This is a genomic window from Hamadaea sp., from assembly GCF_013362815.1.
Classification (GTDB): Bacteria; Actinomycetota; Actinomycetes; order Mycobacteriales; family Micromonosporaceae; genus Hamadaea.
Window position 1 is genome coordinate 19,938 of sequence record NZ_JABFVK010000067.1, and the last position, 17,119, is coordinate 37,056.

The 17,119-nt window shown below is 68.9% G+C and carries 15 protein-coding genes; 9 read left to right on the top strand and 6 right to left on the bottom strand.

All coding sequences use genetic code 11. The annotated features are described in order from the left end of the window. Together HOV77_RS27355 and HOV77_RS27360 are read left to right on the top strand one after the other, a co-directional pair. Complete coding sequence (locus tag HOV77_RS27355; RefSeq protein WP_290866594.1) at positions 1–546, top strand: EF-hand domain-containing protein; 546 nt, start codon at positions 1–3, stop codon at positions 544–546. Further along, on the top strand, positions 543–1,559 hold the full coding sequence (locus HOV77_RS27360) for a terpene synthase family protein (RefSeq protein WP_290866596.1): 1,017 nt from the start codon (positions 543–545) through the stop codon (positions 1,557–1,559). The genes HOV77_RS27355 and HOV77_RS27360 overlap by 4 nt, the downstream gene beginning before the upstream one ends. An 82-nt stretch (positions 1,560–1,641) precedes the next feature. On the opposite strand, the gene HOV77_RS27365 is transcribed toward HOV77_RS27360, so the two are convergent. Both HOV77_RS27365 and HOV77_RS27370 read right to left on the bottom strand, forming a co-directional pair. Continuing rightward, positions 1,642–3,414 carry a glycoside hydrolase family 3 protein gene (locus HOV77_RS27365; protein WP_290866599.1) on the bottom strand — a complete coding sequence of 591 codons (1,773 nt, stop codon included), beginning with the start codon at positions 3,412–3,414 and terminating at the stop codon, positions 1,642–1,644. A gap of 128 nt (positions 3,415–3,542) precedes the next feature. After that, positions 3,543–4,658, bottom strand: a complete 1,116-nt coding sequence (locus HOV77_RS27370) for an RNA polymerase sigma factor (RefSeq protein ID WP_290866601.1) — start codon at positions 4,656–4,658, stop codon at positions 3,543–3,545. A 77-nt stretch (positions 4,659–4,735) separates the two neighbouring features. On the opposite strand from HOV77_RS27370, the gene HOV77_RS27375 reads away from it, so the two are divergent. From HOV77_RS27375 to HOV77_RS27390, 4 genes are all read left to right on the top strand, one after another. Further along, the gene (locus HOV77_RS27375) at positions 4,736–5,944 is read left to right on the top strand and encodes a hypothetical protein (protein WP_290866603.1); all 1,209 of its coding nucleotides are present in this window, start codon (positions 4,736–4,738) and stop codon (positions 5,942–5,944) included. Between the two features lie 45 nt (positions 5,945–5,989). Further along, on the top strand, positions 5,990–6,418 hold the full coding sequence (locus HOV77_RS27380) for an OsmC family protein (protein ID WP_290866605.1): 429 nt from the start codon (positions 5,990–5,992) through the stop codon (positions 6,416–6,418). Between the two features lie 196 nt (positions 6,419–6,614). Next, the gene (locus HOV77_RS27385) at positions 6,615–7,289 is read left to right on the top strand and encodes a TetR/AcrR family transcriptional regulator C-terminal domain-containing protein (protein ID WP_290866608.1); all 675 of its coding nucleotides are present in this window, start codon (positions 6,615–6,617) and stop codon (positions 7,287–7,289) included. An 86-nt stretch (positions 7,290–7,375) separates the two neighbouring features. After that, positions 7,376–8,365, top strand: coding sequence for an NAD(P)-dependent alcohol dehydrogenase (locus HOV77_RS27390; RefSeq protein ID WP_290866611.1), 990 nt, complete (start codon positions 7,376–7,378; stop codon positions 8,363–8,365). Between the two features lie 250 nt (positions 8,366–8,615). Here the strand turns inward: HOV77_RS27390 and HOV77_RS27395 are convergent, their stop codons facing one another. After that, positions 8,616–8,825, bottom strand: coding sequence for a hypothetical protein (locus HOV77_RS27395; RefSeq protein WP_290866613.1), 210 nt, complete (start codon positions 8,823–8,825; stop codon positions 8,616–8,618). Between the two features lie 53 nt (positions 8,826–8,878). Here HOV77_RS27395 and HOV77_RS27400 point away from each other — a divergent pair, with 53 nt between their 5' ends. Beyond that, positions 8,879–9,340 (top strand): GNAT family N-acetyltransferase, encoded by a 462-nt coding sequence (locus HOV77_RS27400; RefSeq protein WP_290866616.1) that lies wholly within the window; start codon positions 8,879–8,881, stop codon positions 9,338–9,340. A gap of 175 nt (positions 9,341–9,515) precedes the next feature. Here the strand turns inward: HOV77_RS27400 and HOV77_RS27405 are convergent, their stop codons facing one another. After that, positions 9,516–11,564, bottom strand: coding sequence for an alpha/beta hydrolase-fold protein (locus HOV77_RS27405; protein WP_290866618.1), 2,049 nt, complete (start codon positions 11,562–11,564; stop codon positions 9,516–9,518). Positions 11,565–11,777: 213 nt separating this feature from the next. Between HOV77_RS27405 and HOV77_RS27410 the strand changes: the two genes are divergently transcribed. Further along, complete coding sequence (locus HOV77_RS27410; RefSeq protein ID WP_290866621.1) at positions 11,778–12,113, top strand: MerR family transcriptional regulator; 336 nt, start codon at positions 11,778–11,780, stop codon at positions 12,111–12,113. 35 nt (positions 12,114–12,148) lie between these two features. Next, positions 12,149–13,078, top strand: coding sequence for a zinc-binding dehydrogenase (locus HOV77_RS27415; protein WP_290866623.1), 930 nt, complete (start codon positions 12,149–12,151; stop codon positions 13,076–13,078). Between the two features lie 85 nt (positions 13,079–13,163). Here the strand turns inward: HOV77_RS27415 and HOV77_RS27420 are convergent, their stop codons facing one another. Both HOV77_RS27420 and HOV77_RS27425 read right to left on the bottom strand, forming a co-directional pair. Beyond that, positions 13,164–15,671: a polynucleotide kinase-phosphatase gene (locus HOV77_RS27420; protein WP_290866626.1), complete on the bottom strand. Its 2,508-nt coding sequence runs from the start codon at positions 15,669–15,671 to the stop codon at positions 13,164–13,166. Beyond that, complete coding sequence (locus tag HOV77_RS27425; RefSeq protein WP_290866629.1) at positions 15,668–17,062, bottom strand: 3' terminal RNA ribose 2'-O-methyltransferase Hen1; 1,395 nt, start codon at positions 17,060–17,062, stop codon at positions 15,668–15,670. The genes HOV77_RS27420 and HOV77_RS27425 overlap by 4 nt, the downstream gene beginning before the upstream one ends. Positions 17,063–17,119: the final 57 nt, after the last annotated feature.

The following is a 17,119-nucleotide window of genomic DNA, read 5'->3' on the forward strand; positions in this document are numbered from 1 at the left end:
ATGGCCAACGACCTGCAGATCGAAAAGCTCGACCGAGCCTTCGACCACATCGACGCAAACCACTCCGGCGAGATCGAGCGCGACGACATGCTCGGCCTCGGCTCCCGGGTGCTGCTCGGCTTCGGCGAGTCGCCGACGTCCAGCAAGGGCAGGCAACTGATCGACCGGTTCGACGAGTTGTGGTCGGAGATCGTTCAGCACGCCGACACCGATGAGTCCGGATCGATCTCGCCCGCCGAGTTCCGTACCGCGATGATCAGCGCGTACATCGACGGGCAGAAGTTCGACAAGACGTTCCGCCCGGCGGCCGTGGCGATCGCGGCGCTCTGCGACACCGATTCCGACGGTGCCGTCTCGCTCTCGGAGTTCCAGGTGCTGCAGTCGGCGTTCGGCACGGGCGACGGTGACGCGATCGCTGCCTTCGAACGGCTCGACCTCGACGCCAACGGCAGCCTGTCGGTGGACGAGCTGGTGCAGGCGGCGTACGAGTACTACACCGGCGGCGATCCGAAGCTGCCGGGCAACCATCTGTTCGGTCCGCTGTGACCACCGCTCCGGCGGCTGTCCCGGCCGCGCCCACGCGCGCGGCCGGGATGCCCAGCGCGCTCGACCTGTTGCCCCTCGTGGAACGGGTGCCCGCGCTCGCCGCGCCGTGCCGTCATCACCGCGACGAGGCCGCGATCGAGCTGGCCGTCCAGGAGTGGGCGCTGCGCAGCTTCCCGGAGCTCTATCCGGCCCGGCTCCGCGCCGCCCGCTTCGGCGAGATGGCCGCGCGGGCCTTCCCCGAGACCAAGACGCCCGAGGTGATCCTCTTCGGACAGTGGCTGGTCTGGCTGTTCGTCTTCGACGACCTGCGCGATGACGGGCCGCTCGGCTGGGACGAGAACGCCGTCGACCGTCTCTACGACGCCGTTCTCAGCTCCTGCGACACACCGCCGGCACTCGACGCTCACCCGGTCGTCCGGTCCTTCCGCGACCTGTGGGCCCGGACCGCGCCACGCTCCAGCGCGAGCTGGCGGTCCATGTTCCGGGTCCATCTCGCCGAGCATCGGGCCGCGTGCCGCTACGAGGCGCGCTTCCGGTCCACGCGGCGCATTCCTTCGCCCGACGAGTACGCACAACTGCGCCGGCAGGCCAACGGTTCGTTCCTCTTCGACCTCCCGGAACCGGTGCTGGGCGCGGAACTGCCGGGCGAGCTGCGTACCTCGGCGGCGTGGCGCGGACTGCTGTCGGCCTGCAACGACGTGACGGCGTGGTGCAACGACGTGGCCTCGGCAGCCAAGGAGAGCGCCCGGGGCGACGTGCACAACTACGTCCTAGTTTTGGCGGCCGATCGCGGCATCTCCTTGGCAGCCGCCGCAGATGAAGTGCTGGATCGGATCGCCGCCCGGATCGACGACCTGACCGCCGCCGCCCGCGCGCTGCCGGCCGAGTTCACCCGGCTGGATCTGAGCACGGGGGCCGCGCGGGACGCCAGCAAAGTAGCGATGGTGCTGCTGGGCGCGCCGCGCGGCCACCTGGAGTGGCTCCTCGAATCGGCCCGCTATGCGCGCCCTTGATGGCGCTGGATCAGGGTTCGCGGTCGAATCTTGGGCCAAGATTCGACCCGGAACCCTGATCCAGCGCTGAAAGGGTCGGGCGCTACGGGTAGGTGAGGCCGTAGCCGAGCGGGAACAGCGGGGTCTTGCCGTCGCCGTCGTTGATCGGTTGTTGGGAAACGCTGGTCATCCACGTCGACGGCAGCTTCCCGGTCGGCTTGTAGTCGCCGAAGAGGACGTCGGCCACTCCGGCGCCCTCGGTGCCCGGCAGCCATGAGGCGAGCAGGGCGTTCCAGTTCGGCAGTTCCGTCGCGATGTCCAGCGGGCGTCCGGAGACGAGCACCACCACGACCGGTACGCCCTTGCCCCGCAACGTGTTGATGACGCGCAAGTCGTCGCGGTCGAGGCTCATGGTGCCGGTGCGGTCCCCTTGGCCCTCGGCGTACGGGGTCTCGCCGACGACTGCGATCGCCACCTTGTAAGTACTGTCGATACCGCTACCGCGCTGGCTGTAGGTGACCGTCGTGCCCGGTCCGGCCGCCGCCCGGATGCCTTGCAGGATGGAGGTTCCGGGCGTGATGTTGCCCGACGATCCCTGCCATGAGATCGTCCAGCCGCCGCACTGGTTGCCGATGTTGTCGGCGTTCTTGCCCGCCACGAAGATCTTGTTGTTGTCCTTCGCCAGGGGCAGCACGTTGCCGGCGTTCTTCAACAGCACCTGCGACTGGCGTACGGCTTGCCGGGCGAGCGTGCGGTGGGCTGCGCTCCCCACGGTCGCGGTGAACGACCGGTCGGTGTACGGCTTCTCGAACAGCCCGAGCTCGAACTTCTTCGTGAGGATCCGCCGGTTCGCGTCGTCGATCCGGCTCAGCGGCACGTGCCCGTTGGCCACTTCGGCCCGAAGGGTGGTGATGAAGTTCTTCCACGCGGTCGGCACCATCACCATGTCGATGCCCGCGTTGACCGCGGCGGTGACTTCGGCCGCAGTGAAGCCGGTCGTGCCGTCGATCTGGTCGATGCCGTTCCAGTCCGAGACCACGAACCCGGAGAAGCCGAGCTCTCCCTTGAGGACGTCGGTGATCAGGTACTTGTTGCCGTGCATCTTGACGCCGTTCCAGCTGCTGTAGGAGATCATCACCGAGCCGACGCCCCGCTGGACGGCGGCCTGGAACGGCGGCAGGTGGATCGCCCGGAGGTCGGCCTCGGAGAGCACGGTGTTGCCCTGGTCGTCGCCGCCCTCGGTGCCGCCGTCGCCGACGTAGTGCTTCGCGGTGGCGAGGACGGACGACGGGCCGTTGAGCGACGTGCCCTGCAAGCCCGTGATGATCGTCGACAGCGACGAGGCGATCGAGGGCACCTCGCCGAACGACTCATAAGTACGCCCCCAGCGGTCGTTCCGCGCGACGCAGAGGCAGGGCGCGAAGTCCCAGTCGATGCCGGTGCCGCTGACCTCCTCGGCCACGGCCTGCCCGATCTGCTGGACCAGCGCGGGATCGCGGGTCGCGCCGAGCCCGATGTTGTGCGGGAAGATCGTCGCGCCGACCACGTTGTTGTGGCCGTGCACGGCGTCGACGCCATAGATCATCGGGATCTGCAACGGCGTCGCCATGGCTCCCGTCTGGAACGAGTCGTACATGTCGGCCCAGCTCGTCGCGGTGTTCGGCGTCGGCGCGGAGCCACCGCCGGACAGGATCGACCCGAGGCGGTAGGTGGTGACGTCGGTGGCGCTCGCGCTGCCGCGCTCGGCCTGGGTCATCTGGCCGATCTTCTCGTCGAGCGTCATCCGCGACAGCAGATCGGCGACGCGCGTCGCGACGGGCAACGACGGGTCCTGGTACGGCAGCCCGGCAGCGTGGACGCTGCCGGGGAGGGTCATCCCGGCTAAAACTAAGACCGGAACAAAGAGCAGGGACGCGCGGGAACGGGAGACATTGGGCATGATCTACGTGTACGCGTGACTTCGATCGGTGTCAATCGGGTGATCTCCTGCGCCCCCTGCGGCGGTCATGACACGGATCGGGCGATCCGCAGCGCCTCGTCTATCGTCGGCACCCCTTCGAGCCGGTAGGTGACCGAACCGCGCTGCCACACCAGGCAGGGCCCGGACAGCCGGGCGGTCTCCTGATGCGATCTCCCCCAGCGGTCCACGTAGACGATGGGGTGCGGCTTGCTCACCCAGATCATGTCGGCGCCGACCCATTCGACCCCGTCGGCGGTCTTCGAGAAGGCCAGATCCAGTTGGCCGTCGAACTCGTCGAGGCGTACGCCGGAATAGACGAGCGTCACCACGCGCGGATGTCCGTCGGGACCGGGATCGGCGAGCTCCACCCGCTGCGGATCGCCGAGAGCCGCCGGTACGCCGATCGGGAACGCCGCCTGCGCTCGGGCCCGCGCCAGATCCCCGCTGGTCAGGTTCGGCAGCGGACTCGGGGTCGGTGCGATGCTCGGCGCGGGTTCGCCTCGGCGTACCTCGACGCCGCCGAGCCGGAGGATCGAGGTCACGACGTCGGCGACCGCTGTGCGTACGGGTGGGACGAAGACGACCGTCAAGACGGTGGCGATCACCAACCCGGCGACGATCAGCTGCGTACGCAGTTTGGCGAGCGCCCGGCTGGCCCGAGACTTCACCGTGCCCTTCGGCCGGTCGAGCAGTTCGGCCGTCTCCGCCTCGGACATGTCCAGCAGATAGCGGTAGACCAGCACGTCCCGATCGGCCGGGCTGAGCTGCTGAAGCGCCGAGACCAGCTCCGCCCGCCGTTCGGCCGACAACGCGCCGTCGACGGCGTCGTCGTGTTCGATCGGCGGCCCCTCGACGGCCGCCGCCCGTTCCAGCAGCCCGGCCCGACGCTGGCGGGTGCGATGCAGATTCCGGGTCTCGTTCGCGACGATCGTCAGCAGCCACGACCGGAACGACGATTCGCCGCGGAAGGTCGTCAGCCGCCGGTACGCCTTGACGTAGGCCTCCTGCACGACGTCTTCGGCGTCGTCACCCGCCCCGAGCAGGGTCGCCGTACGCCGGGCGAGCGCGCTCGTGCGGGCGACCAGCTCCGCGTACGCCTGCTGGTCGCCGGCCGCGGCCCGCTCGACGAGCGCGGCCTCGGTGACGGCTTGCGATTCCATGGACTCCAGGATGACGCCTCTCGACACATGACATGACACCGCGGGAACCCGGATGGTTCCACCGGTGTCGGCAGAACATGACGACACGACGGAACCTGCTCATGCTCGCCGGAGCCGCGGCTGCCGCGGCCGCGACGGCTGCCTGCAAAGCAACCGACGAGACCCGGCCCGCTGCTTTACGCGTACCAGATGTGCTTGTCGTGAAGACTCGCGACGGCCTGGCAGTGGCCCGCGACGGTGGCCTGACCCCGGGGCGGGCCGGGGCCCTGTCGGCGACCGGCTCGATGTTGTGCCTGGCCACGGCGACTGACAAGACGACGCGGCTGGACTTCACGACCACCTTGGCCGGTACGCACCTGGGCGGGTATGCCGTCGACGGCCGGTGGACGCCGCGGGTCGTGCACGCGGGCGGCAGCCTGGTCGCGCTGGTCGCACCGGAGGGTGATCCACTGAAGCCGCAAGCGCGGGCGAAGACCACGATCGTGATCGCGGACTCGGCGAAGATCCGGCAGAAGATCACGGTGCCGGGAGTCGTCGAGCCGGATGCCTTCACCGCCGATCAGACCGGCCTGTTCGTGCTGGAATGGCTGCCCGCCAACGCCCCGGACCATTACCGAGTACGCCGCCTCGACCTCGCTACGCAGCGCCTGGAACCGCTGTGGACCCGCGACAAGGTGCCCGTTCCACCGGGCGCGGAGGAGGAGATGCGCGGCGAGGGCCGGACCGCGGTGGCGTCGCCGTCCGGGCGCGTGCTCTACACGCTCTACACCCACCAACCTGGCCACCAGCACACCCGCGACCTGCTGTCGGGCCGCCCCGGCAACGTGCACGCGTTCGTGCACACCTTGGAAACCGAGCAGAACTGGGCGTACTGCATCGACCTGCCCGACCCGTTCGGGCACTCGCCGAGCAGCGCCTATTCGATCACGCTGAGCGCCGACGGGACGCTGTTGTTCGTGGTCGACCTCGCCGCCGGCGCGCTCGCCCGGATCTCCACCGAAACTCTGAAAGTGCTCGACGTCGTCAAGGTCACCGCCGACTCCGGGACGGCGTACGCCACCGCCTCGGACAAACAGCTGTATCTGGGCGGTGACCAGGGAGTTCAAGTTCTCGACCTGGCCGGTACGCCGATCGAGAAGTGGTCCACACCGGCCGTACGCGGATTGGCCGTGTCCCGCGACCTCACCCGGGTGTACGCCGCCCGCGAAGGGGGCGTGACCTGGCGTGGATCGTCTCTTGGGGACGTCGCCTTGCCGGGCCTCACCGGCCTGATCCGGGTGGCGTGACGGTTCCCGCGTACTTCCCGAGCGTCCCGCAGTAGGGTCGTGACTATGCCTATCCGCTCATCATCGGCCCGCTGGCAGGGCACGCTCACCGAAGGTTCCGGCACGATCCGCACCGGCAAGGGCGGCTTCGAGGGGAACTACTCGTTCAAGTCGCGCTTCGAGGAGGGCGAGGGGACCAACCCCGAAGAACTCATCGCCGCCGCGCACGCCGGCTGCTTCTCGATGGCGTTCAGCAAGGCGCTGTCGGACGCGGGCTTCCCGCCCACCTCCGTCGAGACCACGGCCAGCGTGCACCTCGACAAGACCGACGCCGGGATGACCGTGACCCGGATCGACCTCGACACCGTCGGCACCGTACCCGGCATCGACGACGCTCAGTTCCAGTCGCTGGCCATTGGCGCCAAGGAGAACTGCCCGATCTCGCGGCTGCTGTCGCCGGGTGCGGCCATCTCCCTGAACGCCAAGCTCAGCTGACTCTACGCCCGGGGCCACCGGCCCCGGGCTCCCTTTCGCGTTGCCCTTTCGCGTTGCCCTTTCGCGTTGATCATGAACTAACCGGGGTGATCGACAGCGTTTTCGCAGGTCGCCAATCCCACTCGTGGGTGATCGACTCCGCGCAGTCATGATCGACCCGCCTTACCTTGTAAGACGGCCGCGATAAGATGGCCGCGTGTCGAGACCTGCCCTGAGCCGGGACCGGGTCCTCCGGGCCGCGGTCGAGCTCGCCGACTCCGCCGGGATCTCCGCCGTGACGATGCGCCGGCTGGCCGAGGAGCTGGGCGCCGAGGCGATGTCGCTCTACCACCACGTGGCCAACAAGGAGCAGGTCCTCGACGGGATCGTCGACGTGATCGGGGCGGAGATCAACGAGGCCGCCGCGCGGGTCGAGCTGCCGAGTCACGGCGACGGCTGGAAGAAGGCGGCACGCGTACGCATTCTTGCCGCGCGTAAGGTGTTGTTGCGCCACCCGTGGGCCCCCGCGGTGATCGAGTCGCGAACGAATGCGAGCCCCGAGATCCTGTTGCACATGGACGCGCTCGTCGGGATCATGCGCAACGGCGGGTTCACCCACGATCAGACCCATCACGCGTTGCATGCCCTGGGCAGCCGCGCAGTCGGATTCAGCCAGGAGCTGTTCACCCCGGGAGCACCGGGGAACGGGCCCACCACCGGCGAACCCGATCCGATCATGGCCGCCATGGCGGCGAGACTGCCGAACCTCGTCGGCATGCTGTCGGAGATCGCTCACGACGATCCCGACTCGACCCTCGGCTGGTGCGACGACCAGGCCGAATTCGAGTTCGGGCTCGACATCGTGCTCGACGGCCTCGATCGGCTGCGCTGACTTTCTCCGCCTGACCTCTTGACCGCCCTTACGGCGTAAGGCTACCTTACAACGTAAGACTTACAACGTAAGGTCAGGAGTTCTCGATGAAGGCGTACCTGCTCCACGCGTACGGATCGCCGGAGAATCTGCTGCTCAGTGAGGTTCCGAAGCCGGAACCCGCCCCCGGCGAGGTGCTCGTACAGATCCGCGCAACGTCCATCAATCCCTACGACTGGCACCACATGCGCGGCGAGCCCATCGCGGCCCGGTTCGTGCCGGGCGGGTTCGGCAAGCGCCGCCCCACCCACTCGATCCTCGGCTGCGATCTCGCCGGCGTCGTCGAGGCGGTCGGCGACGGCGTCACCGGCTTCCACCCAGGCGACGAGGCGTACGCCCTGGTCAAGCACGGCAGCTACGCCGAGTACGCGTGCGTACCGGAGGAGTTGCTGGCGCTGAAGCCGCGCAGCCTGTCCTTCGAGGAGGCGGCCGCAGTGCCGATGGCCGCCGCGACCGCCCTCCAAGCCGTACGCGACGACGCGAAGGTGAGCAGCGGCCAGCGGGTGCTGGTGAACGGAGCCTCCAGCGGAGTGGGCACGTTCGCAGTGCAACTGGCCCGAGCCGCCGGCGCGGAGGTCACCGGTGTCTGCGGCGGGCGCAACGCCGACCTGGTCAAGGGCCTCGGGGCGTACGCCGTCATCGACTACACCGCCGAGGACTTCACCAAGACCGCGCGGGACTTCGACGCGCTCATCGACATCGCGGGCAGTCCCCGTATCGGAGCGGCGAAACGCGTATTGCGCCTGGAGGGGTCCTATGTGGTGATCGGTGGGCAGGCGGGCCGCTGGTTCCGGCCGATGGATCACCGGATCGCGGGCGAATTGGTCGGCCGGTTCAGTTCCCAGCGCATCGTGGGCACCGACACGAAGATCGGGGCGGACAGCGCGCGCAACCTCACCGAACTGGCCCGGTACGCCGATGACGGCGACCTCAAACCGGTGATCGACCGGCGGTACGACTTCGCGGAGCTGCCGACCGCCATGCGTTATGTCGAGGCCGGACACGCCTCGGGCAAGGTCGTCGTCACCGTCGGCTGAACCCGCCCGCCCGCTTTCCCACCTGATCACGCGGCCCCACCGGACCACGCAGGCGCCACCGGATCACGGATATGCAGGCCTCCGATGCCCCAGGAAGCATGCACATCCGTGATCTGCAGCTCAAAGAGGCCGCGCAAACGCGCAAAGAGGCCGAGGTGCCCGGCGACGGAGCCCGCCGCAGCCTGAGGCGACGGCGTACGCGGTGGCACCAGCCCGCCTGCTGGTGCCACCGCCCTTCTTCGGGCGGAGGTTACCGGCGGCGGTTGCGGGTGATCAGGTAGATCGCGGCGACGATACCGCCGACCACGACGATGCAGCAGACTGCACTGCAGCCCCAGAAGCCCATGCCACGGCCGCGACGCAGGTACTCGTCCTCGGCGGCATAGGCGACCCCGGGCAGGGCCAGCACGGTGAACAGGCCGGCGACCAGCGCGGCCCACAGGCGGGTGATGCGGTTCATGACAACCAGCGTAGGAAACCCGATCAAGGCGGCAGGCCGATATCGTCCAAGCCGTGACTGATCTTGCGATACGCCGCGCCACCGCAGCCGACCTGCCCGCCATCGTGGCCATGCTCGCCGATGACCACTTGGGAGCGACCCGGGAGGGCTCGCCCGACGATCCGGCGTACGCCGAAGCCTTCGCGGAGATCGACGGCGATCCGCATCAGCGCCTCGTCGTCGGCGAGTTGAACGGTGAGGTGATGGCGACGATGCAACTCACCATCATCCCCGGCATCGGGCGCAAAGGAGCCCGCCGCGCGCTCATCGAAGCGGTACGCGTCCGCTCCGACCTGCGCGGCGGCGGGCTCGGCAAGCAGCTCATCCGCTGGGCGATCGACACCGCCCAGACGGAAGGCTGCGCAATGGTGCAGTTGACCAGCGACAAGTCGCGGACGGACGCACACCGGTTCTACGACCAACTCGGGTTCACGCAGAGCCACGTCGGCTACAAGCTCACCCTGCCGCCGCGTTGATCATGAACCTAAGGTTCCGCCGGGCGGCGTGTCGGCCCCACAAGCCCGTGATCAACACGGCGTGGCGCGCCGGTGATCACGGCGCGGCGCGGCGGGTTGATCACGGCGCGGCGCGCCGGTTGATCACGGCGTTCGGGGGCGTGACACGCCGCCGAGGCGGACCTTAGGTTCATGATCAACGCGCGATGAAGAGGTCGCCGGAGGGGGACGAGGCGAAGGTGAGGCCGCTGATCAGGAGGCGGCCGTCCGGCGCTGCGGCCGCATAGAGGTTGGGCTCCGCGAAGGCGTCGACGACCTCGTCCCGGGGTGAGCCGAACTGGCTCTTGGCCAGCACCGCCCCCTTGGCCGAGAGGCGTACGCACAACACGTCGGAACCTCCGGCCGCCACGGTCACCCGTCCCCGGGTGTACCCGACGAGGTCGACTCCGCCGTCCGCGCGCGCCACCACAGCCACACCGCCGTCCGCCGCACCGCTGTCCACAGTGGTGGTCCAACGCTCGGAACCGTTGCTGCTGAACGAGACTGCGATCAGGTCGCCGTTCGCCGCTCCAGTCGCCACGGCGTACCCGCCGCTGACGGTGACTCCGTCGAGCCGGTCGTCTCCACTGCCGCCGACGGCCTTGACCCAGCTCAGCGCGCCCGCATCGGTGTACCGCGCGACGAAGCCGTCGTAGCCGCCCAACCCGGATGTGCCGGGCAACGGCGATCCGGCGGTTCCCGAGACGTAGACCTCTGAGATACCAGCGGTCACTGCGAATGCCTTGTCCTCGCCCGGTCCGCCCAGTTGGCGTACCCATTGAAGCTGACCGGAAGGAGCCACGCGGGCCAGGAACGTGTCCTTGTCGCCCGCGTTGGCGCCGTCGAGCGCGCCCTTGGTGTAGCCGGTGACGTAAGCGCCGCCGTCGGGGCTCGCGGCCAGGCCGTAAGCGCGGTCGGCGACCCCCGCGGACCCGAATTGCGTGATCCAGCGGATCGATCCCGAAGCGTCGAGACTGGCCACGAAGGCGTCGTCCGCGGCATTGCCCGCGTGCTGTCCGTCCAGGTCGCCCTTGGTGTAACCGGCGACCAGCACGCCACCGTCCGGCTGCGCGGCCACGCCGTAGAGACGCTCGTCCACCGCGGTCCCGAACTCGGTGGTCCAGCTCCCCGGCCTGGTCACGACCGCGTCGAGTTTCCCGTGGTACGCCTGACCGTCCACACTGGCGCTCGCCGCGAAGCCGACGGTGTACGCGTCGCCACCGACGCTCGCGATGCCGCCCGCCCAATCGGTGCCGGCCGTGCCCAGCAGCGGAGTCGGCAGCGGCTGCGGCGGAACAGTGCTCAGCGTCGGACCGAGATGCTGGATGGCCTGGGCGAACGCGGGCGCCCACACGGTCCAGTCGTGTCCGCCGTCGAGGATGCGCATCTGCGCGCTCACGCCGGGTGCGCGGCGGGCGGCGTTGTAGAGCGCCTCGGATTCGAAGTCGAGGTCGTGCCGCGCGTCGGCCGGATCGGGGTTGGCCCACTCGTCGTCGCCGACCGCGATGAACAGCTGCACCGGAAGGTCGGGACTGGTCTTGGCAAGTAGCGCTGGGTAATTCAGGTCTTGATAGCGCTGGTCGTCGAAGAGCTGATCGCCGACCCCGTACGCCCCGAATTCGCGAGCCGAGGAGTCGGCGGGCGGCAACGGGGTGTAGACCGCCGGGCTCAGCACGATCGCCGCGCTGAACACGTCCGGGTGCGCGAGAGCGAAGCGGAGCGCGCCCGCTCCTCCCATCGAATACCCCCCGACCAGTCTCGCCTGCCTGATCGGAGCGGTCCTCCAGGTGCTGTCGACGTGCTTGATCAGATCGCGCGTCAGGGCGGTCTCGACGGACTTGCCGCTCTGGTATCGGGAATCGACGTACCAGCTGCCCCGGTCGCTCCACGGCGCGTCGGGGAGGATCGCGATCAACGCCGGAATCTTCTTGGCCTGGATCAACTCGTCCAACGTGGACTTCACGGTCGTCCACGCCGTCATCGTGTCGCCCCGGCCGTGCAACAGGTAGAGCACGGGGTACCGCTGTGTTCCGGCTTCGTACCCGTACGGGAGATAGGCCGTGTAGTCGATGTCCTCGCCCAGCGCTGCGCTCGGGGCGCTGCCGGTCACGAGCTCGCCGGGACGCGTACGCCCCGCTTCCGCAGTGCCGACGCCGCCGATCAGCAGCACGAGGACGGACAGGACGGGGATGAGGAAACGCTTCACTTGGGCTCCTCGGGGGTTTCGGAAACGTTTACAGCACAGTTCCGTAATCGTTTCCGGCGAGTGTCGTCCTCGTGATCATCGGTGTCAAGGTCGCTCCCTTCCGGCCGCCAGATCAGGGTTCTGGGTCGAATCATGGCGCGAGATTCGACCCAGAACCCTGATCTGGCGCGCAAAGCGGCGGTCGCGGCGAGGAGCCCGAGCTACCGTTGGCCGGTGAAGATCGGCGAGGTCGCCCGGCAGACCGGAGTAAGCGTCCGTTCCCTGCGGCACTACGAGGCGGAGGGCCTGATCGAACCCGGCCGCTGCGAGAACGGCTATCGCGACTACTGCACGCCCACCGTCGACCGCGTACGCCAAGTCCACGGGCTGATCGAGGCGGGTCTCCCGACGCGGATCATCCGCGACGTCCTGCCGCATCTCGGCGCTTCCGCCCTCCCGACCGAAGTGGTCGATCAGCTCGCCAAGCAGAAGGCCCAGCTCGACCACCGCATCGATGTGCTGTCCCGCAACCGGGATGCGCTGGCGGCTTACTTGGCTGCGGTCGCTTGACCTTGCGGTAAGTGTCAGGGTTTTACCGTCGGCGCATGCGAGCACTTCAGCAGACTTCGCGGCACGGCCCGGCCGACCTGCGCCTCGTCGATATCGCCAGGCCGACCGCGGGTCCGGGCGAGATCCTCGTCCGGGTCACTGCGGCCGGGGTCAACTTCGCCGACGTCATGCAAACCTATAGCACCTATGTGGACGGTCCTACTGCGCCCTATGTGGCAGGCTTCGAAGCCGCCGGTGAGGTCGTCGCGCTCGGCCCCGGCGTGACTTCCTTCGCCCACGGTGACCAGGTTCTCGGCATCGGCCCGGGCGCGTTCGCGGAATACCTCGTCCTCTCCACCTCGGCCGCCATGCCGCTCCCCCGCGGCTGGTCCGGCGAGCAATCGCTCGGACTCATGCTCAACTGGGCCACCGCCCTCGCCGCGCTCCGGCTCGGCCGCGTCGCCGCCGGCGAGACCGTCCTGGTCCAGGCCGCGGCGGGCGGGGTCGGCCAGGCCGCGGTCCGGCTCGCGCGTCACTTCGGCACCACCGTGCTCGCGACCGCCTCTCCCGCCAAACATCAACTGGTACGCACAGCGGGCGCGCACGAAGTCTTCGCGACGGTACCGGACCGGCGGATCGATGTGATCCTCGAATCGGTCGGCGGACCGGACTTCGCCCGCAGCCTCGCCGCCGCCCGCCCGATCACCGGTCGCGTGGTCGTCTACGGTATGGCGGGCGGCGACGCCACGGTCACCAACCGGGCGCTGAACTTTCGTCCGGTGCAGCTCATCGGCCTGCATCTCGGCGTACTCATGGCTGAGGCGCCCGATCTGTTCGCCGAGTTGCTCGACGAGCTGACCGGCCTCATCGCCGCCGGCGTCATCCCGCCCGGCTCTCCGACCACGTACGCCCTCGCCGACGGTCCGGCCGCGCTGGCCGCCCTGGAGTCTCGGTCCACAGTGGGCAAACTCGCCCTCCGCCCCTGACACCGCGCGTTCCCTGCGGATCACGGTTGTGCATGCTTCCGCTGCCGCTTGAAGCATGCACAACCGTGATCTGCAGCTGTCGGGGCTAGAGGCGGGGGTCCACAGGTTCGGACTCGCTCGCCAGGATGGCGAAGACGAGTTCGTGCACCCGCCACAGCGGCCCGTCCGACGCGACGGCGTCGAGCGCCGCGAGCCCGAGCGCGTGTTCGCGCAGGGCGAGACCGCGCTTGCGGCCGAGACTGCGCTGCCGTAGCCGGGCGAGCTGGGTCGGCTCGGTGTAGCCGGGTCCGTAGATGATCCGCAGGTACTCCCGCCCCCGGCACTTGAGGCCGGGCTGATGCAGACCTCGTTCGCCGGTGACAGTGAGTCCGGCGTAGGGCTTGACGACCATGCCTTCGCCGCCGGATTCGGTCAGTGACAGCCACCAGTCCGTCACGGCGGCCACGTCAGCCGGTGACTTCGGATCGGCGACAAGGCGACGGGTCGGCGTGAACGTCTTCGGGTCGGCGGCCACGAGGCGGTCGGCGATGGACAGGTGCCACCCGTGGTCGCGGTCGTAGAAACCCGGCCCCAGGACGGCGAACGGAGCCAACGTGACTCCGTCCAGACCGGACGTCGGGCGTACGTAGGCGCGGTAGGCCGAGGTAAATGCCTCCACATCGGACAGGCCGTCGGCCAGCCGAGCCTGGAGCGCCGAGATATCCAAGCCACGAGAAGCCGCCGACGACAGAACGGACAGGGCAGCGGGGAGCACCGACCGCCCAGCCGCACCGACCGCGGCGTACTGCTGAATCAGCGTGTCGGCCTTGGCCGACCAGGGCAGCAGTTCGCAGTCGAGCAGCAGCCAATCGGTGCCCAGTTCGTCCCAAAGTCCGGCCGACTCCACGGCGGTACGCACCGACGCCAGCAGTTCCTCGGTCATCTCAGGCCCGAAGAACGATCGCCCCGTACGCGTATAGATCGCCCCGGAAGCCCCATCCTCGGGAAAGCGCGACGGGACGTCGGCCGACTTGCTCACGAGGACGACCGCACGGGAGCCCATGTGCTTCTCCTCGCAGACGACGCGGTCGATCCCGGCTGCGGCGTAGTCGGCCAACGCCGCCGTCGGATGTTCGAGGTATCCGTCGACTGTGGACGTCGAGGCCGGGGCCATTGTCGGAGGCAGCCACATCAGCCAGCGCGGGTCGACGGCGAACCGGCTCATCACCTCCAGCGCCGCAGCCGAGTGCTCCGCGCGTACGGTCATCGTGCCGTGCCCGGTCTCGATGTGACGGCGACCGGTCACCGACTTCAAGTCGAGCGCGCGAGCGACGACCGGCTCGGCGGGCGCGAGCGGCCGGGCCGGCGCGTAGTGCTCGCGTACTGCGGGCACGGTGACGAGCTGCCGCTCCGGGTAGCGCAATGCGGTCAGCTTGCCACCGAACACGCAGCCGGTGTCGAGGCAGATCGTGTTGTTGACCCATTCCGGCTCGATCGTCGGCGTGTGTCCATAGACGACCATTGCCTTGCCGCGGTACTCCTGCGCCCACGGGTACCGCACCGGCAGGCCGTATTCGTCGGTCTCCCCCGTCGTGTCGCCGAACATCGCGAAGCTGCGGACCCGGCCGGACGCCCGCCCGTGGTACTCCTCCTTCAGCCCGGCGTGCGCGACCACAAGCCGTCCCTCATCCAGGACGTAGTGGCTGATCAGACCGGTCAGGAACGGCTCCAGGCCGTCGACCGGGTCCCGGTCGAGCTGCTCCAGCGTCTCCGCGAGGCCGTGGCGTACCTGCACGTTGCGGCCCTGCAGCTTCTTCAGGAGCTTCGCTTCGTGGTTACCCGCCACACACAGTGCGGTGCCGGCCGCGACCATGCCCATGACCAGGCGCAAGACCGCAGGCGAGTCCGGTCCGCGGTCCACCAGGTCGCCGACGAACACGGCGATACGCCCAGCGGCGTGCACGGCGTTCACCACCCGGCCGCGCTCGTCCCGTTCGACGGTGTAGCCGAGTTCGGCCAGCAACGAGAGCAGCTCCTCGAAGCAGCCGTGCACGTCGCCGATCAGGTCGAAGGGCCCGGTCAATTCCCGGCGGTCGTTGAAGAGCTTCTCGTATCGCAGCTCGATGCTCTCGACCTGCTCTGGGCGTACAATATGGATCTTCCGAAACCCTTCACGGCCGAGAGAGCCCAGCGAGCGCCGCAGGTCACGATGCTGGCGGCGGACCACCTCACGGCCGAAGGTGCGATCGGGCCGCTCCTGGGTACGTTCCCAGCAGGTGGCCTCGGGGGTGTCGAGGACGATCGCGACCGGCAGGACGTCGTGCTCGCGCGCGAGTTTGACCAGCTCGGCCCGGGCGTGGTGCTGCACGTTCGTGGCGTCGACTACGGTGAGGCGACCACCACGCAGCCGCTTGCCCGCGATGTAGTGCAGCGCCTCGAAGGCGTCTTTGGTGATGGTCTGGTCGTTCTCGTCATCGGCGAGCAGACCGCGGAAGGCGTCGGAAGAAAGCACCTGCGTCGGCCGGAAATGGCGGCGGGCGAAGGTCGATTTGCCGGAACCGCTCACGCCGACCAGGACCACGAGCGACAGCTCGGGAATGTCCAATGTAGTCACCGGTTTGCCTCCTTCGTGAACAGGGCGAGCTGGGTCGGAGTACCTACCTCGGGGTCGTCGTCGCCGACGCCGCGGAACTCGACGCGATAGCCGTGGCGCGCCGAGACGCCACCGGCCCAGGCCGCGAACTGCGCACGCGTCCACTCGAACCGGTGGTCGCCGTGCCGATGACTGCCCTCGGGCAGCGACTCGTAGCGGACGTTGTACTCGACATTGGGCGTGGTCACGACGACCGCGCCGGGCTGGGCGTGGGCGAACACCGCATCCTCCAACGCGGGCAGCCGCGCCTCGTCGACGTGCTCGATGACCTCCATCAGCACGGCCGCGTCGTAACCGCGCAGCCGGTCGTCGCGGTAGGTCAGCGCCGACTGAATGAGCTTGATCCGGGCCTTCTGCCGATCGGGCAGCCGGTCGAGCCGAATGCGGCGGGCGGCAATCTCGAGCACCGCCGGCGACACGTCCGCCCCGACGATCTGGGTGAACCGCCGATCACGCAGCAAGTCGCCGATCAGCGCGCCCGGACCGCAGCCGAGGTCGAGCACCTTCGTCGCGCCCGTGTCCGCCAGCGCGGCCAGCACAGCCGCCCGCCGCACGGCGTTGAGCGGCTTGCGCTTCTCGTCGGGCTCCTCCTTCTCCGGCTCGACCGAATCGGGTTCGTCGGTCGCGAGCTGGTTGAGGGCGCGTTCGGTGAGCGCACGGCTGTGTACCAGGTAGCGCCGCGTGATCAGGGCGCGCTCGGGATGAGTGGCGAGCCAGCCGTCGCCCGCGCGCAACAGCTTCTCGATCTCGTCGGGCGCGACCCAGTAGTGCTTGGCATCGTCCAGCACCGGCAGCAGCACATAGAGGTGGTTGAGCGCGTCGGCTAGGCGTACGCGTCCGGTCAGGCGGATGTCGGCGTAGCGGCTCGTGCCCCACTCGGGCAGCTGCTCGTCCAGCGGGATGGACGAGGCTTCGACGACCCAGCCCAACGGCGCGAACAATCGCTCGGCGACCGCCGGCCCGCCCTTGCACCGCAACACCGGTACGCGAATCTCCAGCTGGACCGGGGTTTCCGCCAACTCCGGGCGATCCTTCGAACTGCCCCGCATCGCCGACCGGAATGCCCGGTTCATCGCCGCCACCAGCAGGCTGGACGCCGCGTACGCCCGATCGTTGACGTATCGGTTGAGTTGCCCCGCCGCGTCCTTCCGAGTCTCCGCCAGTGCCTGCGGATCGACCTCCAGGAGCAGGGCCGCCGTGCAGCGCTGCGGCGTCGCCTCCGGGAACAGGACCGTCGCCTCGCCCCACGGCAGATCGAAACGATGCACCCGATCGGGGTGCTTGACCAGCAGGTAGCCGAGATCGGTCCCGGGTGTCTCCGGGGTCCCCGTCATCGTGATCGTCAGCAGCACCGGGCAATGGTGCGGGTTATCTTCGCAGCTTGCAAACCCTTTCGGCGCCTCTTCCCG